Below are 19,620 nucleotides of genomic sequence, written 5' to 3'. Positions count from 1 at the left end.
GGTCATCCCGATTGGCGTTAAATGTCTGCGAAAACACTAACATCGCGCCGCAAAAAGGTGCTTTCAAATATTGCGCGTTTATTGCGCTCGATCTTGCGATAAGGGCGCCAATATGTGCTATTCCTTCCGGAATAGACGCTCGCCACGGAAGCTTCTTCCATGTCCGCCCGCCTCGACCGTATCGACCTTAAGATGTTGCGATTGCTGCAAAATAACGGCCGGCTCAGCAATGCCGAGCTGGCCGAAACCGTCGCCATCAGTCCCGCCACCTGTCATCGCCGCACCCAACGCCTGTTCGAGCACGGCTTCATCGCCGCCGTCCGCGCCATGGTCGCGCCGAAGAAGGTGGCAAAGGGCACGCTGGTGATGGTCGGCGTCGTGCTCGACCGTTCGACGCCGGAGAGCTTTGCGATCTTCGAGCAGGCGATCACCAGGCTGAAATTCGTGCTCGACTGCCACCTCGTCGCCGGCGACTTCGACTATTTCCTCAAGATCCGCGTCGGCGACATGGAGGACTTCAACCGTATCCATGGCGAGCAGCTGATCGCGCTGCCCGGCGTGCGCCAGACCCGCACCTTCTTCGTGATGAAGGAAGTCGTCGACAACGCACCGCTGGAGTTTTGAACGGCCTCACAACGCCTGTTCGACGATGCCGTCCGCGACCTGCTCCCGTCCGGCGTCCTCCGGTCGCATCGCGATCACCGCGATCAGCCCGAGGCCGACGCCGATCATCACATAGAAGATCGGCGCCAGCGGGGAGCCGGTGAGCGCGATCAGCCATGTCACGAAGAACTGGGCAAAGCCGCCGAATACCAGCACCGCGACATTGTTGACGATGGCAAGCGCGGTCGAGCGGACGCGGATCGGGAACAGCTCGACCAGCGTGGTGCAGTAGACGCCGAGGAAGAAGGCGCTGAAGAAGCCGATGACGACCTGGGCGACCAGGAGCCTTGCGATCGACGGCTCGGAGATCACCCAGCTATAGAGCGGATACAGCGAGACGAAATAGCCAATGAGCGAGACCAGCAGCAGCGGCCTGCGCGGGTAGCGGTCGGAGACGGCGCCGGCAACGGGAACGACGATCACCATCACCATCACGATCGCCGCGATCATCTGAACCAGGAAGCTCTGCATCAGCGGCAGCTTCAGCACCTCCTTGGCGTAGGTCACGGTGTAGCCGAAGGTGACGTAGAACGACACGGCGCTTGCCACCACCATGCCCATGCCGATCAGGAAATTGCGGCCGGGATTCTTCAGCGCGGCGATGAAATCTTCCTTGTGCACCGTCGCCATGCTGCGCCGGGACGCTTCGGGCTCGATGACGCTGGCGCGCATATAAAGCAGGATCGGAACGATCACGAGGCCGACGAAGAAGGGGATACGCCAGGCGCCGGCGGCAAGCTGCTCCTGCGTGAAGGTCAGCGTCAGGGCGGCGCCCAGCACTGCGCCGAGCACGTTGGCCATGAGCTGGCCGGCGATTTGCCACGAGCCATAGAAGCCGGTGCGGCCGGGAGGCGCCGCTTCGATCAGATAGGCGGTCGAAGTACCGAACTCGCCGCCGACCGAAAAGCCCTGTAACAGCCGCGCCAGCAGCACGATCAGGGGTGCCCCAATGCCGGCTGTCGCGTAGGTCGGCGTCAATGCCAACAGCGCGACCGACAGCGCCATGATGCCCATGCCGAGCGTCATCGCCGCCTTCCGCCCCTTGCGATCGCCGAAATAGCCGAGCACGAGGCCGCCGATCGGCCGCATGAAGAAACCGGTGCCGAACAGCGCGGTCGTCAGCAGCAGCGCGTTGATCTCACTGCCTGGAATTTTGGGGTCGACCGGAAAGAACAGGTTCTTGATGACCGGTGTCATCAGCGCGAACACGGTGAAGTCGTACCACTCCATTGCGTTGCCGGCGACCGCGGCCACGATGGCCTTCCTGTTCGTCTGCATCTCTCGCTTGCCTGTCCGGTTGTGCCTATTCGGCGGGTTGATGGGTGGCGTCGGCATCCTGCCATTCGTCGCCGGCGAGTTCCGGCGTTGCGAAGGCCTTGAGGTTGGCGAAATGAATCTCGCGATCCTCGACGAAGAGGCGGCGGACGATGCCGCGCGCGAGCCGGTCGGCGCCCTCGCTGATCGCCGGAATATCGCCGGAAAGTTTCCCGTGGCTCAGCGTCGCCGGATAGTTGAAACAGTGCAGCCGTGCCAGCATCGGGCAGGCGCCTGACTGCTTCTCCAGGAACTGAAATCTGTCGCCGAGGTCGGGCGAGTTTTCCAGCTCCGCATTGTTCATGCCGTCAGGCGTCGGGAAGCGATCGCTCCAGAAGCGGATATGCGGCGCGAACGCGGCAAGCTCGTCGCGCAACGCGAGGTCGACCTTGAAGCCGGTGCCGAAGATGATGAAGTCGGTCGCATAGCGGCCCTTCGGCGTCGTCACCATGAGATGATCCTCTTTGACGACGAGATCATCGATCGGGCTTGCGAGATGGAAATGCGCCTGCGGATAGGCGGAGACGCGCAGCACGCTCTGCCGCGGCGGCGGCGTCTGCGCTTTCAGCGTGTGATCGAGGAAGCGCCATTTCCAGTCGTCCGTCAGGCCGGCAAAGCCGTGCACGACCCCCTGGCTGCCGATGCCGGTGAATTTGTTGACGCGCGGGATGTCTGCGCGCCGGATGAAGAGATCGAGGCGCGCGGCGCCCGCCTCCAGCGCCATCGCCGCGTTGTCCATCGCGGATGCGCCCGCGCCGACGACGGCCACGCGCCTGCCGCGAATCTTTTCGAAGTCGATCGGGTCGGAGGAATGGGCCCAGAAGCGCCGGTCGATGCCGTCGGCGAGCGGCGGCACGTAAGCGCCGCCGAGGCCGTCGCGCCCCGTCGCCAGGACGACATGCCGCGCGAGAATGTGTCGCGACGTGCCACCTTCGCTGATTTCGAGCGCGAACAATTCATCGGGGCGCGCGTGGATACGCTCAACCGAGACCCCGTTGCGGACGGGCAGGCCCAGCACTTTGCGGTACCATATCAAGTAATCCATCCATACCGTGCGCGGCGCGCGGTCGAGCGCCTGCCAGGCTTGCTCGCCATATTGCGCCTCGTAGAAGGCGCGGAAGGTCAGCGCCGGCATGCCCATCGCGGGGCCGGTCAATTCCTTGGGTGAGCGCAGCGTCCGCATCCGCGCGAACGTGACCCAGGGACCTTCCTCGCCTGCGCACGCGCGGTCGAGCACGAGCTGGTTGTCGACGCCGAGACGCTTGAGCATGGCGGAGGCGACGAGGCCGGCCATGCCGGCACCGACGATGACGACGTCGACGACGCCCTCGCCATCGACGACGCGGCGGGGCACCCATGACTTGGCCGGCAGTTCGAGCCAGGCCAGATCCTGCTTCAGGCGCGCTTCAAGTGCCCCGAGGCCCGCCGCACCAGGTGTCATCGTCATGAGGAAGCTTTCTCGAATTTAGTGGTTTCGTCGCCGGCCTCGGCTAGCGCGGTGGCGCCGCTATGGAGCCTTGCGCCAGGCATCAGCGCGACCGCGGCGCGCAGAGCGCCGTTGAGCGCGGCAACCGTCGGCGTCAGCTCGCGCCCGGTCGGCGCAATCGCGGCGAACAGGAACGAAATGGACACATCCAACGGCCGGGTGACGACGCCTTCAACCGGCAGGCTGGAAGTCAGCACCGGCTCGACCACGGCGATGCCGAGCGTCTGCTTGGCCATGGCAATCGCCGTCAGTGAAGCGTTGGTGTCGATGACCTCAGCGGGCACGACACCTTCACGCTCCAGCGCCTCCTCCACGCGGCGGCGAAGCCGGTAGGGGTTGGCCATCGTCAGCAGCCGGACGCCACTAAGATCCTTCAGGCGAATGACCTTCTTCTTCGCCAGCGGGTGATCCATCGCGAGGCACGCAACGCACGGCACCTCGCAGACCCACTGCACATCGAGTCCGGGATGCTGGATCGGCAGGCTCGCAAGACCGAAATCGACCGACTGCGACAGCACCGATTGAACCACATTCTCGGCCGAGAGCGCCTGCACGTGGATCTGGCTTGGTAGCAACTCGCGTTCGAGCGCTGCGAGCGCAGCCGGGACGAAGCCGGCCGCCAGCGCCGGGATCGCCGCCAGGCTGAGCACGGGAAGCGCACCCGCGCCGATCGCGTTGGCACGCTGGCGGATGTGCTTCAGGCCCATCAGAAGCCGCTCGACCTCAGCATGAAACAGGAGGCCTTTCGGTGTCGGGCTGATGCGCGGGCCATTCCGGGTGAACAGGAGATAGCCGACGTCAGCCTCGAGATCCTGGATCTGACGCGTCGTGACCGGCTGCGAACGGCCGAGCAACCGCGCCGCACCGGTGATGCTGCCGGCCGACATCACGGCGGCGAAGGCCTCGAGAAGGCGAATGTCGATAACGTCCTGGTTCATGGTCTGGTTGTCCGAATTATGCGAATATAGAATGAACAATATTTCTTGATGTGCAATAGGTATTATGGGAAGTTGAGGTCATGTCGATGGAGCCAAACCCCTTTCGCCACCACAATCCGGCCGGACCGGCCTATCGGCGCGGCTGGGTCGATGAGGCCGTGGCGGCGATCGAGGCCGACCAGTGCCGCACGGCCGACACGCATCTGATCCGGCTGATCGTGCCGGCTCTCGCCGGCATCGACATCTATCTGAAGGACGAGTCCACGCATCCGACCGGCAGCCTGAAGCACCGGCTCGCGCGCTCGCTCTTCCTTTACGCGCTCTGCAACGGCCACATCCGCGAAGGCACGCCCGTCGTCGAAGCCTCGTCGGGATCGACCGCGGTGTCGGAAGCCTATTTCGCACAGATGATCGGCGTGCCCTTCTATGCCGTGATGCCGCGCACGACCTCGGCAGAGAAGATCGCCGCGATCGAGCATTACGGCGGCAACTGCCATCTGATCGATGACGGCCGTGCACTCTATGCGGAAGCGGCGGCGCTCGCCGCCCGGCTGAACGGCCACTATATGGACCAGTTCACTTTCGCCGAGCGCGCCACCGACTGGCGCGGCAACAACAACATCGCCGAATCGATCTTTACGCAATTGAAGGGCGAGACGCGTCCGTTGCCGGACTGGATCGTGATGGGGGCGGGCACCGGTGGCACCTCGGCCACGCTCGGACGCTATCTGCGCTATCGCCAGTACCCGACGCGGCTGTGCGTTGCCGATGTCGAGCATTCCGCCTTCTTCGACTGCTTCCGCTCGCAGGACCGCTCCCATGTCTGCGAGCGGCCTTCGCTGATCGAAGGCGTCGGTCGGCCCCGCTGCGAACCCTCCTTCGTGCCGGGCGTCGTCGATCGCATGATGAAGATCCCGGATGTCGCAACGATCGCAGCGATGAACGTGCTGTCGCGCCGGCTGCGCCGGCCAGTTGGCGGCTCGACCGGCACCAATTTCCTGGCGCTCTGCCGCATTGCCTCGGAGATGAGCACCGCCGGCAAAACCGGATCGTTGGTCACGCTGATCTGCGATTCCGGCGAGCGCTACCGGCAGACCTATTATGATCCCACGTGGCTAAAAGCTCGCGGCCTTGATCCGATGCCGATCGAGGCTGCCCTGTCGGCGTTTCTCGATACGGCGCAGCCGCCGGCGCTCGCCGTCGAGGACGTCGCCAATCCACAGAGCTTGCGGAGCAGTGCTTGACCACGCTGATCGAAACCATTGTCGGGGTGCCCGCGGCGTCGCGGCTCGGCCACGCTCTGAACGCCCGCACCGAGATTTTGCGCCTCAGCGAAGCAGCCCATGACGCGGTGCTGCTGCCGCGCGAGCCCGGCGGTCTGAGCCACGGCTTGCGGGCGGCACTCGCGGCGCGGATGTGCCGGCATGTCGGCGACGAGGCGCTGACCGCGCACTACGACTCCTATCTGGCGCATTCGAGCGATCTTGACTTCGCCGTGCTCGCCCGGCCCGGCGGTGTGTGTGGCGATCCCCTGCACGATGCCATGGCCCGCCACGCCGATCTGCTGACGCTTTCGCCGCGCGAGTCGACGCGACAGGACATCGCGGCGCTGAAGGCGGCCGGCGTCAGCGAGGCCGATATCGTGCGGCTGTCCGAGCTTGGCGCCTTCGTGAACTACCAGCTGCGGGTCCTTGCCGGCCTCAGGCTCCTGAAAGAGATCGAAGCCTGATGAGCGAGGTCGTCCACAACTTCACTACCACGATCCCGACCTGGTCGCCTTATGTCACGCCGGTCGAGCTCGCCTCGGCGACGCCCGAGCAGCTCGCGGCGATGAAGGTCACCCCCTCCAACAAGGGCGTCTCGCCTTACGTGCTGACGCTGGCGCATGACCCGGAGTCGCTCGCGGTGCGCTCGCCGCTGTTCAACCTCATTATGTATGGCAAGGACGGACTGTCCCCGGCGGAGCGCGAGCTCGGCGCGCTGAGTGCCTCGGTCGTCAACCGCTGCATCTATTGCGCCGCCGTGCACGCCTCACGCTTCATCAATTACTCCGGGCGCAAAGAGGTCGTCGAGGAGATCTTTACCGACGAGCGCGATGCCACGCTGGAGGCACGCGAGCAGGCCCTGTTCAATTTCGCTACAAAACTCTCGACGACTCCGATCGAAGCGAGCGCAGACGATGCGCGCGCACTTGGCGAGGCCGGGCTCAGCGAGCTTGAGCAGCTCGACCTGGTGCTGTCGGCCGCGATCTTCGGCTGGGCCAACCGGCTGATGCATACGCTGGGCGAGCCGCTGGTGCGGCCGGAGGCATCGTAACCGACGCCATCGGGTCGCTCGCCCCGAACCGAATGTCACGGCAACTTCACTTGCCTTGCGCGCGCGTGCGGGCGAGTTTCGCGGCTTCTCAACGAGGAGACCTGCCGTGCGCCTTCCCATTCTCGATCCGAAAGACCTGAGTGCCGAACAGAAGCCGCTCTACGACGACATGCGAGCCGGCATCAAGGATCACTTCAAGGGCTTTGTGAACGTGCGCGACGATGGCGCGCTGCTCGGGCCCTGGAATCCATGGATCCGCGAGCCGCGCTTCGGCAAGCCAGTGTGGGAGCTGGTCAAGGCGATCGCGGCGAACCCGCTGCTGCCGGCGCCGGTGCGTGAGGTCGCGATCCTCGTCACCGGCTCGCATTTCCGCTCCGGCTACGAGCTCTATGCGCATGTGCTGGTCGCCGAGCAGCGCGGCCTCTCCGACGAGAAGCTCGCGACCATCGTCGCCGGACAGCGGCCGGTCGATCTCACCAAGCAGGAGGCGGTCGCCTACGATGTGGCGTCCGCATTGGTCAGCGGCGGCGTGCTGCCGGAACTGACTTATCGGGCCGCCGTCAAGGAATTCGGCGAGCACGGCGCGGCCGAACTGTCCTATCTCGTCGGCATTTACTGCATGGTGTCGGTGACGCTCAACACGTTCGACGTGCCGGTGCCAGACTGACCACGCTGGCTCAGCTGCTGGACTGGACGGAGGCGTCACGGTACCCTGCCGCCGCCATGGCGACGCATCGCCGGTCACGATCGAAGTGCAATGAAGAGGGAACGACAGCCATGGACACGTCACGCCGCATCCTGCTCGCCGGACTGGCGGGACTCGCCGTTGCGCCGACCGCCGCAGGAGCCGCGCCCTCGGCCGCGTCCGACGACGTGACGGTCGCCGAAGAGCGCTTTGCGCGCATGATCGCGGCTGCGCATGCGCCCGACGTCACCTGCGCGCGACAGGCCGAGCGTTATGCGGATGCGCATTGGCCAAACTACGTCGCGGCGGCGCGTTCCGTCATCGAGGCGAGAGCGTGAGGCATTCTCTTTCCTCTCCCGTTGCGGGAGACGGCAAGAGGAGGTGCTTCACGTCCCCACCGCCCGCCTGACCTGCTCACCGATCTGCGACAGCACGAGCTGCGCCTGCGGCAGAATTGCGCCCATGGCGTGGAAATTATGGACCATGCCCTCGTGGCAGACGTGCTCGACCGTGACGCCCGCAGCGAGCAGCTTGCGGGCATAGGCATTGCCCTCGTCGCGCATCGGGTCGAACTCGGCGGTGTGGATAATGGCGGTCGGCAGGCCCGCAAGCCGTGTCGCGCGCAAGGGCGAGATGCGCGGATCGGCAGCATCAAGGTCCTCGGGCAGATAATCGGCGAGATCGGCTTCGATCGTGACGCGGTCGATCAGGTGCCCCTCGGCGAACGCCTGCCGCGACGGCGAGGCCTCCTCGAAATCCAGCACCGGGCAGATCAGGCATTGCGCGACGATGGAAAGGCCAGCTGTCTGCGCCGCCTCCTGACACACGATCGCGGCGAGCGTTGCACCGGCGGAATCGCCGCCGAGCACCAGACGTCCGGCGTCGATGCCGAGCGATGCGGCCTCGCGCGCCACCCATTCGGTGGCAGCAACCGCATCGTCCACGGCGGCGGGGAATTTGTGCTCGGGCGCCAGCCGGTAATCGACCGAGACGAGGCGGCAGCCGGTCGCATGTGCCAGCGCCGCCGCGATGCGGTCATGCGTGGCGATGCTGCCGGCAACGAGCCCGCCGCCGTGAAAGAACACGAAGCCGGGCGCGCGATCATCGGCGCCTGCCGGTGAATAGAGGCGATAGGGCAGCGCGCCGCCGGGACCAGGCAGCATGCCGTCGGACGTCGTCACGTCAGGCGCATCGGCGCGCGCAAACTGCATCAGCTTTGCCAATGATTGCCGCCGTGCCTCCACGCTGGGCCGGCTCCGTGCCTGCGGCGCAGCCGCAGCCATCATGGTCAACAAACGCTTTGCGAGCGGATCGAGCGGCATGGTGCTTCCTTTCCCCGTCCGGGAGGGTAACTCACCATTTTCCCGCAGGGAATCATTTAGAAATTGCGCCCAATAGTGGCGCTATAATGCGGCACCACGCCAAGGGAGAGGCCGGTCATGGCCGAGATCAAAAAGCCCATTGCATATTCGCCAAGCTGGACCTTCTTCGAGGGCAAATGGCATGACGGCAATGTGCCGATCATGGGTCCGCGCACGCATGCGGCCTGGCTCGGCTCGGTCGTGTTCGACGGCGCGCGGGTGTTCGAAGGCGTCGCGCCCGATCTCGACCGCCACGTTGCCCGCGCCAATCAGTCCGCCATCAACTTTGGGCTGAAGCCGGTGGTCGATACCGGAACCTGGATGACACTCGCAAATGAGGGCATCGCGCGCTTCGCGCCGAATGCCGAGCTCTACGTCCGTCCGATGTATTGGGCGCAGAACGGCTCGGGCGGCGGCGTGCTGTTCGATCCCGAGACCACTGATTGGTGCCTATGCATCTACGAGGCGCCAATGCCGAAACCCGTCGGCAATGCGATCACGCTGTCGCCGTTCCGCAGGCCCACCGCCGAGTGCGCGCCGGTCGAGGCCAAGGCCGCCTGTCTCTATCCGAACAATTCGCGCGCGCTTGCCGAGGCCGCCTCGCGCGGCTTCCAGAACGCGCTGATGCTCGACATGCTCGGCAACGTCGCGGAGTTCGGCAATTCCAACGTGTTCATGGCCAAGGACGGCGTGGTCTACACACCGGCGCCGAACGGCACTTTTCTCAACGGCGTCACCCGCCAGCGCGTCATCAGCCTGCTTCGCGCCGACGGCGTCACCGTGGTCGAGAAGACGCTGCGCTATGCCGACTTCCTCGCCGCCGACGAGATCTTTTCCACCGGCAATTTCGCAAAAGTCGCGCCGGTGATCCGCATTGACGATCGCGAGCTGCAGCCGGGCCCGCTCTACATTCGCGCGCGCAAGCTCTATTGGGACTTTGCCCATGCCGTGAAGCTGGCGGCTTGAATAGCACTGTCCTAGCTGCGTCGCTTGAACCGGCTGAACTGAAACGCCTGCATCGAATTCCACGGCGTCTGGTGCGCCTCGTTGCGCGTTTCGACGAGCTCGAATCCCGGCCCGAGCTCCGCCGCAAGACTCGCGCTGTCATGACGCTGCACCGGCAGGCCGCTGCATTTCTCGGGGCCGTCGAGTGCAAACGTCGCAATGATGACGTGGCCGCCGGGCGCAACCGCCGACCGCAGCCGCTCGATGTATGCGGTCCTGTCGCGGGAGTCGGTCAGGAAGTGAAACGCCGCCCGATCGTGCCATAGATCGTAGGTCTTTGCCGGGCGCCATGTCGTGGCGTCGGCAACGATCCAGTCGACCGTCGAAGCGGCTGCGCCGATCCGCTTCTTTGCAGCGTCAAGCGCATTGGCAGAGAGATCCAGCACGGCGACGTCGCGATATCCGTCCAGCAGGAGAGCATCGACAAGTCGCGATGCGCCGCCGCCGATGTCGAGGAGGGCGGCCGCGCGGTCCGGATTGGCCGCCCGGATCATTGCAAGCGAAGTCGCCGGACTGTTCTGAAACCAGCTGACCTCGGCTTCGCCCCTGGTGGCGTAAACATTGTCCCAATGGGTGCTTCGGTCGGACATGCGCGTCCTCCGGCTTGCCGGGAGCCGGCGCAGAGGGACGATCTACTCGTCCTTCTTCGACATCCGCTCGAGGCGTTCCTGCATGTCCTTCATCTGCTGGCGCAGATCGTCGATGTTGCTGTCCTTCGGCGCTTCGGCAGTCGCCTCGGGGGCCGGCTCCGCGGAGCCCGCGGGGCGGGCTGCGCCGGGCGCGAAAGGCTTGAACATCGAGAAGGTCTGCTGGAACAGCTCCATGTTGCGGCGGACCTGTTCCTCCAGCGGCGCAAACGGGGTTCCGGACAGGGAGGTGGCGATCTGTTTGCGGAACTTCTCCTGCTCCTGCGTCAGCGACGCGATGGCCTGCTCCAGATATTTCGGCACCACCATCTGCATGCTGTCGCCGTAGAAGCGGATCAGCTGGCGCAGGAAGGTGGTCGGGAGCAGGTTCTGGCCGGCCTTGTTCTCCTGTTCGAAGATGATCTGGGCAAGCACGGAGCGGGTGATGTCGTCGCCGGTCTTGGCGTCGTAGACCAGGAAATCTTCGCCGTCCTTGACCATGGAGGCGAGGTCTTCCAGCGTCACGTAAGTGCTCGTTCCGGTGTTATAGAGCCGGCGGTTCGCGTATTTCTTGATGGTGGTGGGTTGGTCTGATTTCGCCATGGGCTCTCACTTGCAAGCGCGGAGAACGGGAACCTGTCGGGCTATGCCGCAGGGCGGGAAGAGTACGCAACGCAACAAAATAAGCATTTTCAAAGGGGTCACGCTACCGTTTTGTGCGCCACGGTTAATCGGGCAGCAAAAACGTGCTTGCGAAAGCGCCAAGAACGCTATTTTGAATGCGCTGCGGGATGAATTCGGCCGCCGGCCGATTGACATGCCTCAACGACGTTAACAGGATGCCGTCCGAGACTGGCGAGCCGTTTCCCCAGCCCCCTCTGCCCCCATTCAACCCAGGAGATGCCCATGTCAGACGATGTCGTCATCGTCAGCGCCGCCCGCACCCCGGTCGGAAGCTTCAACGGAGCGTTCGCAACCCTTCCCGCCCATGATCTCGGGGCCATCGCCATCAAGGCCGCGCTGGAGCGCGGCGGCATCGAGCCCGGCCGGGTCTCCGAAGTCATCATGGGCCAGATCCTGACCGCCGCCCAAGGCCAGAACCCGGCTCGCCAGGCTTCGATCAATGCCGGCATTCCGGTCGAGAGCCCGGCCTGGGGCGTCAACCAGCTCTGCGGTTCGGGCCTGCGCACTGTTGCGCTCGGCTATCAGGCGCTGCTCAACGGCGATTCCGAGATCGTGGTGGCCGGCGGCCAGGAATCCATGAGCATGGCTCCGCACGCCCAGTATCTGCGCGGCGGCGTCAAGATGGGCGCGGTCGAATTCATCGACACCATGATCAAGGACGGCCTGTGGGACGCCTTCAACGGCTATCACATGGGCAACACCGCCGAGAACGTCGCGCGGCAGTGGCAGATCACCCGCGCCCAGCAGGACGAGTTCGCGGTCGCCTCGCAGCAGAAGGCCGAGGCCGCGCAGAAGGCCGGTAGATTCAACGACGAAATCGTTCCCGTCACCATCAAGGGACGCAAGGGCGATGTCGTCGTCAGCGCCGACGAATATCCGCGCCATGGCGCAACGGTCGACGCGATGGCGAAGCTCCGTCCCGCCTTCGAGAAGGACGGCACGGTCACCGCGGGTTCGGCCTCCGGCATCAATGACGGCGCCGCCGTCGTGGTGCTGATGACCGCCAAACAGGCCGCCAAGGAAGGCAAGACGCCGCTCGCGCGCATCGTGTCCTGGGCGCAGGCGGGCGTCGATCCGAAGATCATGGGCTCGGGCCCGATCCCGGCCTCGCGCGCCGCGCTGAAGAAGGCCGGCTGGAACGTCGGCGATCTCGACCTGATCGAAGCCAATGAAGCCTTCGCGGCGCAGGCTTGTGCCGTCAACAAGGATCTCGGCTGGGATACCTCGAAGGTCAATGTCAACGGCGGCGCGATCGCGATCGGCCATCCGGTCGGTGCCTCCGGCGCCCGCGTGCTGGTGACGCTGCTCCACGAAATGCAGAAGCGGGATTCGAAGAAGGGCCTCGCCACGCTGTGCATCGGCGGCGGCATGGGCATCGCGATGTGTGTGGCGCGCGACTGAGATAGTTGGTGCGTCATTTGCGCGTGCGTTGCACACGTGACTGAGTGCGTTGCACGCGATTAAAAAAGCAGCGGTTGCAAATCAAATATTCTTCGCAACCGTACAAGCCTCGACTAAAGAGAAACGCCCGGCTCGATGCCGGGCGTTTTGTTCTTGATGTCCGTCAAACCAACCGCATAATCCACCGTTAAAAACGATCACACAGAAACGTCCGAAGAGTCCAAGGGAAGGAAATACGATATGGCACGTGTTGCATTGGTGACGGGTGGTACGCGGGGCATCGGAGCTGCCATCGGCAAGGCGCTGAAGGCGGCCGGCTACAAGGTTGCGGCGAGCTATGCCGGCAACGACGCGGCGGCGGAGAAGTTCAAGGCCGAGACCGGCATCGCCGTCTACAAATGGGACGTCAGCAGTTTCGATGCCTGCGCCGAGGGCGTGAAGAAGGTCGAGGCCGAGGTTGGCCCAATCGACGTGCTCGTCAACAATGCCGGCATTACCAAGGACGGCGCCTTCCACAAGATGAGCCTCGAGCAATGGAACGCCGTGATCGGCACCAATCTCGGCTCGCTGTTCAACATGTCGCGCCAGGTCATCGAGGGCATGCGTGGACGCAAGTTCGGCCGCATCATCAACATCTCCTCGATCAACGGGCAGAAGGGTCAGTTCGGTCAGGTGAACTATTCGGCGGCGAAGGCGGGCGAGATCGGCTTCACCAAGGCGCTGGCGATCGAGAACGCCAAGGGCGGTATCACCGTGAATGCGATCTGCCCCGGCTACATCAACACCGAGATGGTGCAGGCGGTGCCGAAGGACGTGCTGGAAAAGGCCATCTTGCCGCTGATCCCGATCGGCCGTCTCGGTGAGCCCGAGGAAATCGCGCGCGCGGTCGTGTTCCTTGCCGCCGACGAGGCCGGCGCCATCACCGGCTCGACGCTGACCGTCAACGGCGGCCAATACATGGTGTGATGCGCAGGCATCACGTTCGATCATATCGGTAACTTCGGCATGCCCGGGCTTGTCCCGGGCATCCACGGCCTTACAACATCCGTCGCCACGAAAGAACGTGGATGGCCGGGACAAGCCCGCCATGACGAGAGTATGTGGCCGATGACTCCCCGCACTGCGACGCTGATCGGATTGACCGCGATCCTGATGTGGTCGTTACTGTCGGTGATGACGGTGGCGACCGGAAAGATCCCGGCGTTCCAGCTGGCCGCGATGACGTTCGCGATCGGCGGTCTCGTCGGCCTGCTCACCTGGATCGGCCGCGGCTCGGCGGCCAAAAGCCTGCGTCAGCCGCTGGCCGTGTGGATCGTCGGTGTCGGCGGACTGTTTGGCTATCACGCGCTTTATTTCCTCGCGCTGCGCTTCGCGCCGCCGGCTGAAGCCGGCTTGCTGAATTATCTGTGGCCGCTTCTGATCGTGCTGTTCTCGTCGTTTCTGCCGGGCGAGCGGCTGGCCGTGCATCACGTCGTCGGCGCCGTGCTCGGTCTCGTCGGCACCGTGCTGCTGTTCGCCGGGAACACCTCGGGCTTCACGCAGGGACAATTGCCGGGTCTGGCCGCGGCCTTCATCGCAGCCTTCGTGTGGGCGATCTATTCGGTGTTGTCGCGGCGATTGAAGGCGGTGCCGACCGATGCGGTCGCGGGATTCTGCCTCGCCACGGCGTTGCTTGCCGCGCTGATGCATGGCCTGCTTGAAGCCACGGTATGGCCGGACACGACGCTGCAATGGCTCTCCGTCATCGCGCTCGGCATCGGTCCGGTCGGTGCTGCGTTCTACGCCTGGGACATCGGCATGAAGCGCGGCGACATCCGCGTGCTCGGCGCCGCATCCTACGCGACGCCGCTACTCTCGACTGGCTTCCTCATCGCCGCTGGCTTTGCGAAGGCGAGCGCCAACATCGCCATCGCCGCGATCCTGATCGCCGGCGGCGGCTTGATCGCGGCCAAGGACATGGTGTCGAGGAAACGGTGAGGGCGCCGCTAAAGCGCCGGCTGCCAACCCGGCGGCCGATACATCGCCTCCGGAATCTGTCCGAGTTCGGAGCGCTGCAAGCGTTGCGGCGTCAGGCCGTAGAATTCCTGAAAACTGAGAATCAGCGGCCGCCATTTGTCCGGATCGATGCGGTTGCTTGCACCGTCCATCATGATGTTGGGATGCGCATGCACGCGGGTGATGCGGACCTCGATCGCAGCGAGATTGCCGCGCCAAACCGCGTCGTCTTGTGCCATCTCATGGACATGGGCGACCTTGGCTTCCATCTGCACGGGACACTCGGCCGCACGCGGTGCGGCGACTGTTTCGCCCGGCAGCACGGTTAGTCCGCCACGACCGAACTTGTCCTTCTCGTGCCGATAGCCGCGATAGAGTTTGCCGGGCGGCACCGGATCCGATCCTGTGGTCCGTGCGAGGCGATCGACCACGGCGACGAGATCGGCGGACGGCAGATTGAGCACGCATTCGCCGGTGCGAATCATGTTCTCGGTGGTCTTGGAATTCCGGGCCAGTCCCAGCATGCAGCGCCACCCGACCCACCATGCCGACGACATCGGCGCGAGATTGGAAGTGCCGTCTTCATTGGTTGAGCCGATGAGGACGACGGGCGTGCCGAAATACAAAATGGCCGGGTCGATCTGGACGGCGGTGGGGCCGAGTGTTCCGTGCATCGTGCGCTCCTGTTCGCTGGAAGCGCTGTCCTAAGGCGTGACGCGAACCGAACCCACCCGATTCCAGATTAAGATTCAGGGCTCCCATCCCTTCGGCGCGAGCTCGAATTTTGCGAACTCGAAGGCCGGCGCCACGGTGCAGCCGACCAGGGTCCACTCGCCGGTGGTCTCCGCCGTCTGCCACGCATCCGCCGGCACGATCGCCTGTGGCCGCTCGCCGTTCAACAGGTCCGTACCGAGCCGTACCTCGTGCTGGGAGCAGCCGTCATGGGCGATACGCAGCGTCAGCGGGCTGCCGGCGTAATAGTGCCAGCTTTCGACAGCATCGATGCGATGCCAGTGCGAACGCTCGCCGCGCGCCAGCAGGAAATAGATCAGGGTCGAACGTGACCGGCCGTTGGCGTCCGTGGTCTGGTCGCGAAACGTCTCGCGGTAATGCCCGCCCTCGGGATGCGGGCGGAGTTCGAGGCGCGCGATGATCTCGGCTGCGGTCGGCATCGATTCCCGTCAGGGTTTGATCGTCAGGATTTGTTCTTCAAGATTTATTCTTGCGCTCGCGCAGCTCGCCGAACACCGCGGTGGCATCCGCGCCCTTCATGTGCAGCCTGGCTGCGACCGATGGTTCGTCGGCGCGCAGGAACACGTTTGTGCGCTTCTCGTCACCAAGTAGCGAGGGAATGGTCGGCTTGTTCTCGGCCCGCAGCTTCGCCACCTCCGCCGCGCGCGCCTGCAGCGCCGCATTGTCGGGATCGACGGTCAGCGCGAACTTGACGTTGGAAGCCGTGTATTCATGGCCGCAATAGAGCTTGAAGTCGTCGGGCAGGGCGCGCAGCTTCAGAAGCGAATCCCACATCATCGGATAGGTGCCCTCGAACACGCGGCCGCAGCCGATCGAGAACAGCGTGTCGGCGGCGAACAGCGCTTTCTCGGTGTCGAACACGTAGGAGATGTGGTCGAGCGTGTGGCCCGGCGTCTCCAATACGCGCCCCAGCAAGCTGCCGACCTTGACGATTTCGGCATTGGCGACGCGCAGGTCGACGTCTGCGATTTTGGTCGTCTTGTCATGCGGCGCGACGACGCGGCAATTGTATTTCTGCTTGAGTTCGGCGACCCCGCCGACATGATCGCCATGATGATGGGTGATCAGGATATCGGTGAGCTGCCAACCCTCGCGCTCGAGCGCCCTCACGATGGGGCCGGCCTCCGGCGCGTCGATCGACGCCGTCGCCTTGGTTTCCACATCATGGATCAGATAACCGAAATTGTCGTTTAAACAGGTGAAAGTACGAATTTCGGCGGCCATGTCATCTCCGATCGCGCTCAGCTCCGTCAGACAAATATGGCGTTAACGTTGCGCAGGCAATGCAATATTCCGCGCGCGGGGGCCACCTCGTGCATGTTACATTGCGATCATGACCATTGATGTCGTCGACCTCCGCGAGTTCTACTCCCGTCGCCTCGGGATTGTGGCGCGGCAAATGATCAATCGCGGCATTCGGGAGCGCTGGCCGCGCGTCGACGGCCAGCGGGTGCTCGGCTTCGGCTATCCCACGCCCTATCTCGGGTTGTTCCGCGAGGATGCGGAGCGCTGCATCGCCTTCATGCCGTCGGCCCAGGGCGTCCTGAAATGGCCGACGGGACGGCCGGCGCTCGCCTCGCTGGTGGATGAGTTCTCGCTGCCGCTTCCCGACGCCGCGGTGGATCGCATCCTGCTGGTCCACGCACTGGAAATGTCGGACGATCCGGCCGCGCTGCTGCGCGAGGCGTGGCGCGTGCTGTCGCCGTCCGGTCGTGTGATTGCGGTCATCCCGAACCGGCGCGGGGTCTGGACCCGCACCGACAGCACGCCGTTCGGTCACGGTCGGCCCTATTCGCGCTCGCAGATCACCGACCTGTTGCGCCAGACCTGGTTCACGCCGACCGCCTGGGGCGAGGCGCTGTTCATGCCGCCTTATGCCGGCGGCTGGGTGCTGAAATCCGCACAGATGTGGGAGCGGGCCGGCGCGGCGCTGTCGCTGCCTTTCGCCGGCGTGCACATCGTCGAGGCGACCAAGCAGGTCTACCGCGCGATCCCCGCCAAGCGCGAGCGGGCGCGACTGATTCCCTCGCTGGCGAAGCCGGTGCTGGTGCCGTCCTCGACGACGGCGACGCGCGGCTAAAAACAATCGTCCCGGACATGCCGGGACGATTCAGGTCAGGGTATCTGGCGCAAGATAACGTGTGAATGCGGCTTACTCGCCGGGAGCCACTTCGTCGCTCGAGGCGGCCGGAGCGGCTTCGCGCTCGGGGCGCGGGCCATTCGGGCGGCGGCGCCGCCGCGGAAAGCGCTCGCCACCACCACCACCCTCGAACCCGGCCTGACCGGGCGCGCCACCGCTCACCTGCGGCTGCGGGCCGGTGATGAAGGAGGGCAGACGATCGACGCTGACGGCGTCGGCGACGACGGGCTGGGGCTGGTTCAGCGGCAGCGGTTGCGGCTGTGGCTGATATTGCGGCTGCGGACGATGGTCGCGTTCGCGATGCTCGCGCGGCTGCTGGTTGTCGCGCTGATAGTGGTTGTCGCGGGGCTGATGATCACGCGGTTGATGATCGCGCTGGCCGTCGCGGTCGCGTGTGAAGGGCTGCGGTGGCGGCTGCGGGACAAAACCCGGCTCCTGGCCGAAGTTCGAGAAATTCTCGCCGTCGTCCTCGCCGTCGTCGCCGCTGCTGTTGCTGATGGGCTCGTCGCCGCGCGGCTGCTGGTTCTGCCGGAACTGCTCCTGAGCCGTCGCGATCAGGCGAAAATAATGCTCGGCATGCTGGTAGTAGTTCTCGGCCGCAACGGGGTCTCCGGAGGAGCGCGCGTCGCGCGCAAGCTGGAGATACTTTTCAGCAATATGCGAAGCCGTGCCGCGGATCTTGATGTCGGGTCCGTTGGACTCGTAGACCCGGGTCATCGGGTTCTGGCCGCGCCGGTTATTATTGTTGTTATTGTTATTATTATTGTTGTTGCGGTTGCGCATCCGCTGCTTGTTCTGACCGTTTCTCATGTCCTGCCTTTAATTCCAGCCCTAAAGGTTGCACGCATTACTGATTGCCGAGAGTGACCTGATGACAGCGGTTCACATCGCTTGCGCGCAACCGCACGCAAGAGCGGATTGATCCCTGCCGATGTTCGTCGACCGTCGCGTTCAACAAAAGACGCGTTCCCCACCGCCAGCATCCATCGCCAGCGAACCCATTCATATCGCCTGCCGAAACAAGCCCTGCTTTGTTGCGTAAGTCTTCAAGCGCAATATCAGGCTTTCGTTCACGTTGCGGTCGGTAAGCAGCGCAGCTCAAATGGCCATCGCGCTCAACAGGACCTGCGGCTTGGAACCATTATCAGTAAGCTCTCGCCCGAGAGCCCGGCTTTCGCCCGTAGGTCTACGGGGCCGGCACCGATGTGTTGATCGGAAGGTAGTCGTTCCCAAGGGATATTCCAAGAGGTTTTTTGCAGCCCAATCCGGCTTTTATGGGGGCATTTTCCGGGCCGAAACCGCCCGGGGAATGCCCGCCAAATCGGCCTTGGGCGGCCTGTCCACGACTAACGCGGCAGCCGTCATCAAGGTTTCAATATTTCGGGCCTGGCCCTGTCCGGCCTCGACGATCAGTGCCCCGCCGGGGGCGAGACGTTCGCTCGCCTGCGGGATCAGGGCGCGATAGGCGTCGTAACCGTCATTGCCGCCGTCGAGCGCCAGATGCGGATCGTGCTCGCGCACCTCGATGCTCAGTTTCGGAATTTCCGCCGACGGGATGTAGGGCGGGTTCGACACGACGAGGTCGAACGGGCCGCGGAGCGCCGCTGCGTAGGAGCAGGCGACGAAGCTGGCGCGGTCGCCGAGGCCCAGAGCTGCGGCGTTGTCTCTTGCGGTCTTGAGCGCGGTCAGACTGAGATCGGTGCCGACCCCGAAGGCGCCGGGAATTTCGTGCAGCAGCGCGAGCAGGATGGCGCCGGATCCGGTGCCGATATCGGCGATGCGCATCTGATGGGAGGCTTGCCGCTCGCGAAAGATTTCGAGTGCCAGCTCGACGACGGTCTCGGTGTCCGGCCGCGGCACCAGGGTGGCCTCGGACAGCTGGAACGGCAGGCCCCAGAATTCCCGGGCGCCAAGAATGCGGGCGACCGGCTCATGCGCGAGCCGGCGTTGCGCATATGCTTCCAGCCGCGCAGCCTCTTCAGGTGCGAGTTGCCGGGCCGCCTGCGTCACCATGCCGGTCAGATCAAGCCTCAGCGCAGCCCCGACGAGCAGGCGCGCATCGAGGGCGGGCTGCTCGATGCCGGCCGATTGCAGCCGTGCCGTAAGCGCGCGCCGCGCACTCTCGATGCTATGTCCGGGATCGAAATCTGTCGCCAATGGAACCATCCTGCCTGGCATCGTGGATAGATCGGCTGGCTTGCTTGCGTCAACGGAAAGGAGCGCGTCAGATCCCGCCTCGCAATGAAGAAGGGT

At 64.6% G+C, this 19,620-nt stretch carries 22 protein-coding genes; 11 read left to right on the top strand and 11 right to left on the bottom strand.

Going from position 1 to position 19,620, the window contains the following annotated elements; all coding sequences use genetic code 11:
- Positions 1-159 precede the first annotated feature (159 nt).
- Positions 160-624 carry an Lrp/AsnC family transcriptional regulator gene (locus tag AC0L3A_RS22630; RefSeq protein ID WP_007599137.1) on the top strand — a complete coding sequence of 155 codons (465 nt, stop codon included), beginning with the start codon at positions 160-162 and terminating at the stop codon, positions 622-624.
- Positions 625-630: 6 nt separating this feature from the next.
- Here the strand turns inward: AC0L3A_RS22630 and AC0L3A_RS22625 are convergent, their stop codons facing one another.
- The 3 genes from AC0L3A_RS22625 to AC0L3A_RS22615 are packed head-to-tail and all read right to left on the bottom strand — an operon-like array spanning position 631 to position 4,401.
- A complete protein-coding gene (locus tag AC0L3A_RS22625; protein ID WP_473255208.1) occupies positions 631-1,941 on the bottom strand; it encodes a citrate-proton symporter in 1,311 nt (436 codons plus the stop codon).
- 25 nt (positions 1,942-1,966) lie between these two features.
- Positions 1,967-3,424, bottom strand: coding sequence for an NAD(P)-binding domain-containing protein (locus AC0L3A_RS22620; protein ID WP_473255207.1), 1,458 nt, complete (start codon positions 3,422-3,424; stop codon positions 1,967-1,969).
- On the bottom strand, positions 3,421-4,401 hold the full coding sequence (locus AC0L3A_RS22615) for a LysR family transcriptional regulator (protein ID WP_007599140.1): 981 nt from the start codon (positions 4,399-4,401) through the stop codon (positions 3,421-3,423). Before AC0L3A_RS22615 ends, AC0L3A_RS22620 begins: the two co-directional genes overlap by 4 nt.
- A gap of 86 nt (positions 4,402-4,487) precedes the next feature.
- On the opposite strand from AC0L3A_RS22615, the gene AC0L3A_RS22610 reads away from it, so the two are divergent.
- The 5 genes from AC0L3A_RS22610 (at position 4,488) to AC0L3A_RS22590 (ending at position 7,740) form a co-directional block, all read left to right on the top strand.
- On the top strand, positions 4,488-5,645 hold the full coding sequence (locus AC0L3A_RS22610; protein WP_007599141.1) for a PLP-dependent cysteine synthase family protein: 1,158 nt from the start codon (positions 4,488-4,490) through the stop codon (positions 5,643-5,645).
- Positions 5,642-6,130, top strand: a complete 489-nt coding sequence (locus AC0L3A_RS22605; RefSeq protein ID WP_007599142.1) for a CMD domain-containing protein — start codon at positions 5,642-5,644, stop codon at positions 6,128-6,130. Before AC0L3A_RS22610 ends, AC0L3A_RS22605 begins: the two co-directional genes overlap by 4 nt.
- On the top strand, positions 6,130-6,717 hold the full coding sequence (locus AC0L3A_RS22600; protein WP_354159956.1) for a peroxidase-related enzyme: 588 nt from the start codon (positions 6,130-6,132) through the stop codon (positions 6,715-6,717). Before AC0L3A_RS22605 ends, AC0L3A_RS22600 begins: the two co-directional genes overlap by 1 nt.
- Before the next feature lie 106 nt (positions 6,718-6,823).
- Complete coding sequence (locus tag AC0L3A_RS22595) at positions 6,824-7,384, top strand: carboxymuconolactone decarboxylase family protein (protein ID WP_473255206.1); 561 nt, start codon at positions 6,824-6,826, stop codon at positions 7,382-7,384.
- Positions 7,385-7,494: 110 nt separating this feature from the next.
- Positions 7,495-7,740 (top strand): hypothetical protein, encoded by a 246-nt coding sequence (locus AC0L3A_RS22590; RefSeq protein WP_354063361.1) that lies wholly within the window; start codon positions 7,495-7,497, stop codon positions 7,738-7,740.
- 48 nt (positions 7,741-7,788) lie between these two features.
- Here the strand turns inward: AC0L3A_RS22590 and AC0L3A_RS22585 are convergent, their stop codons facing one another.
- Positions 7,789-8,724 carry an alpha/beta hydrolase gene (locus AC0L3A_RS22585; protein ID WP_007599146.1) on the bottom strand — a complete coding sequence of 312 codons (936 nt, stop codon included), beginning with the start codon at positions 8,722-8,724 and terminating at the stop codon, positions 7,789-7,791.
- Positions 8,725-8,841: 117 nt separating this feature from the next.
- Here AC0L3A_RS22585 and AC0L3A_RS22580 point away from each other — a divergent pair, with 117 nt between their 5' ends.
- Entirely contained in the window at positions 8,842-9,729 is an 888-nt protein-coding gene (locus AC0L3A_RS22580) for a branched-chain amino acid aminotransferase (RefSeq protein WP_007599147.1), read from the top strand.
- A gap of 11 nt (positions 9,730-9,740) precedes the next feature.
- On the opposite strand, the gene AC0L3A_RS22575 is transcribed toward AC0L3A_RS22580, so the two are convergent.
- A complete protein-coding gene (locus AC0L3A_RS22575; protein ID WP_007599148.1) occupies positions 9,741-10,358 on the bottom strand; it encodes a class I SAM-dependent methyltransferase in 618 nt (205 codons plus the stop codon).
- Positions 10,359-10,400: 42 nt separating this feature from the next.
- Positions 10,401-10,997 carry a polyhydroxyalkanoate synthesis repressor PhaR gene (gene phaR / locus AC0L3A_RS22570; protein ID WP_007599149.1) on the bottom strand — a complete coding sequence of 199 codons (597 nt, stop codon included), beginning with the start codon at positions 10,995-10,997 and terminating at the stop codon, positions 10,401-10,403.
- 303 nt (positions 10,998-11,300) lie between these two features.
- On the opposite strand from phaR, the gene AC0L3A_RS22565 reads away from it, so the two are divergent.
- The 3 genes from AC0L3A_RS22565 (at position 11,301) to yddG (ending at position 14,456) form a co-directional block, all read left to right on the top strand.
- Positions 11,301-12,479, top strand: a complete 1,179-nt coding sequence (locus AC0L3A_RS22565; protein WP_007599150.1) for an acetyl-CoA C-acetyltransferase — start codon at positions 11,301-11,303, stop codon at positions 12,477-12,479.
- 240 nt (positions 12,480-12,719) lie between these two features.
- Positions 12,720-13,445 (top strand): acetoacetyl-CoA reductase, encoded by a 726-nt coding sequence (gene phbB, locus AC0L3A_RS22560; RefSeq protein ID WP_007599151.1) that lies wholly within the window; start codon positions 12,720-12,722, stop codon positions 13,443-13,445.
- A gap of 141 nt (positions 13,446-13,586) precedes the next feature.
- The gene (gene yddG / locus AC0L3A_RS22555; RefSeq protein WP_007599152.1) at positions 13,587-14,456 is read left to right on the top strand and encodes an aromatic amino acid exporter YddG; all 870 of its coding nucleotides are present in this window, start codon (positions 13,587-13,589) and stop codon (positions 14,454-14,456) included.
- Between the two features lie 8 nt (positions 14,457-14,464).
- On the opposite strand, the gene AC0L3A_RS22550 is transcribed toward yddG, so the two are convergent.
- The 3 genes from AC0L3A_RS22550 to gloB all read right to left on the bottom strand — a co-directional run bounded on the left by AC0L3A_RS22550 (position 14,465) and on the right by gloB (position 16,451).
- Entirely contained in the window at positions 14,465-15,148 is a 684-nt protein-coding gene (locus tag AC0L3A_RS22550) for a flavin reductase family protein (protein ID WP_007599153.1), read from the bottom strand.
- A 75-nt stretch (positions 15,149-15,223) separates the two neighbouring features.
- Positions 15,224-15,646, bottom strand: coding sequence for a cupin domain-containing protein (locus AC0L3A_RS22545; protein ID WP_007599155.1), 423 nt, complete (start codon positions 15,644-15,646; stop codon positions 15,224-15,226).
- A 37-nt stretch (positions 15,647-15,683) separates the two neighbouring features.
- Complete coding sequence (gene gloB, locus AC0L3A_RS22540) at positions 15,684-16,451, bottom strand: hydroxyacylglutathione hydrolase (protein ID WP_007599156.1); 768 nt, start codon at positions 16,449-16,451, stop codon at positions 15,684-15,686.
- Between the two features lie 109 nt (positions 16,452-16,560).
- Here gloB and AC0L3A_RS22535 point away from each other — a divergent pair, with 109 nt between their 5' ends.
- A complete protein-coding gene (locus AC0L3A_RS22535) occupies positions 16,561-17,307 on the top strand; it encodes a class I SAM-dependent methyltransferase (RefSeq protein ID WP_007599158.1) in 747 nt (248 codons plus the stop codon).
- A 72-nt stretch (positions 17,308-17,379) separates the two neighbouring features.
- Here AC0L3A_RS22535 and AC0L3A_RS22530 read toward each other — a convergent pair whose 3' ends face one another.
- Together AC0L3A_RS22530 and prmC are read right to left on the bottom strand one after the other, a co-directional pair.
- The gene (locus AC0L3A_RS22530) at positions 17,380-18,177 is read right to left on the bottom strand and encodes a DUF4167 domain-containing protein (RefSeq protein ID WP_007599159.1); all 798 of its coding nucleotides are present in this window, start codon (positions 18,175-18,177) and stop codon (positions 17,380-17,382) included.
- A gap of 462 nt (positions 18,178-18,639) precedes the next feature.
- Positions 18,640-19,533, bottom strand: a complete 894-nt coding sequence (gene prmC / locus AC0L3A_RS22525; protein WP_007599161.1) for a peptide chain release factor N(5)-glutamine methyltransferase — start codon at positions 19,531-19,533, stop codon at positions 18,640-18,642.
- Positions 19,534-19,620: the final 87 nt, after the last annotated feature.

The organism is Bradyrhizobium sp. MI1.3 (assembly GCF_055811695.1).
This window is presented reverse-complemented; position numbering and strand designations above follow the sequence as displayed.

Excerpts from the sequence above, each read along its gene's own strand:
- AC0L3A_RS22630 (WP_007599137.1), top strand. The coding sequence starts at position 160 with ATGTCCGCCCGCCTCGACCGTATCGACCTTAAGATGTTGCGATTGCTG.
- AC0L3A_RS22625 (WP_473255208.1), bottom strand. The coding sequence starts at position 1,941 with ATGCAGACGAACAGGAAGGCCATCGTGGCCGCGGTCGCCGGCAACGCA.
- AC0L3A_RS22620 (WP_473255207.1), bottom strand. The coding sequence starts at position 3,424 with ATGACGATGACACCTGGTGCGGCGGGCCTCGGGGCACTTGAAGCGCGC.
- AC0L3A_RS22615 (WP_007599140.1), bottom strand. The coding sequence starts at position 4,401 with ATGAACCAGGACGTTATCGACATTCGCCTTCTCGAGGCCTTCGCCGCC.
- AC0L3A_RS22610 (WP_007599141.1), top strand. The coding sequence starts at position 4,488 with ATGGAGCCAAACCCCTTTCGCCACCACAATCCGGCCGGACCGGCCTAT.
- AC0L3A_RS22600 (WP_354159956.1), top strand. The coding sequence starts at position 6,130 with ATGAGCGAGGTCGTCCACAACTTCACTACCACGATCCCGACCTGGTCG.
- AC0L3A_RS22590 (WP_354063361.1), top strand. The coding sequence starts at position 7,495 with ATGGACACGTCACGCCGCATCCTGCTCGCCGGACTGGCGGGACTCGCC.
- AC0L3A_RS22585 (WP_007599146.1), bottom strand. The coding sequence starts at position 8,724 with ATGCCGCTCGATCCGCTCGCAAAGCGTTTGTTGACCATGATGGCTGCG.
- AC0L3A_RS22580 (WP_007599147.1), top strand. The coding sequence starts at position 8,842 with ATGGCCGAGATCAAAAAGCCCATTGCATATTCGCCAAGCTGGACCTTC.
- AC0L3A_RS22575 (WP_007599148.1), bottom strand. The coding sequence starts at position 10,358 with ATGTCCGACCGAAGCACCCATTGGGACAATGTTTACGCCACCAGGGGC.
- phaR (WP_007599149.1), bottom strand. The coding sequence starts at position 10,997 with ATGGCGAAATCAGACCAACCCACCACCATCAAGAAATACGCGAACCGC.
- AC0L3A_RS22565 (WP_007599150.1), top strand. The coding sequence starts at position 11,301 with ATGTCAGACGATGTCGTCATCGTCAGCGCCGCCCGCACCCCGGTCGGA.
- phbB (WP_007599151.1), top strand. The coding sequence starts at position 12,720 with ATGGCACGTGTTGCATTGGTGACGGGTGGTACGCGGGGCATCGGAGCT.
- yddG (WP_007599152.1), top strand. The coding sequence starts at position 13,587 with ATGACTCCCCGCACTGCGACGCTGATCGGATTGACCGCGATCCTGATG.
- AC0L3A_RS22550 (WP_007599153.1), bottom strand. The coding sequence starts at position 15,148 with ATGCACGGAACACTCGGCCCCACCGCCGTCCAGATCGACCCGGCCATT.
- AC0L3A_RS22545 (WP_007599155.1), bottom strand. The coding sequence starts at position 15,646 with ATGCCGACCGCAGCCGAGATCATCGCGCGCCTCGAACTCCGCCCGCAT.
- gloB (WP_007599156.1), bottom strand. The coding sequence starts at position 16,451 with ATGGCCGCCGAAATTCGTACTTTCACCTGTTTAAACGACAATTTCGGT.
- AC0L3A_RS22535 (WP_007599158.1), top strand. The coding sequence starts at position 16,561 with ATGACCATTGATGTCGTCGACCTCCGCGAGTTCTACTCCCGTCGCCTC.
- AC0L3A_RS22530 (WP_007599159.1), bottom strand. The coding sequence starts at position 18,177 with ATGAGAAACGGTCAGAACAAGCAGCGGATGCGCAACCGCAACAACAAT.
- prmC (WP_007599161.1), bottom strand. The coding sequence starts at position 19,533 with ATGGTTCCATTGGCGACAGATTTCGATCCCGGACATAGCATCGAGAGT.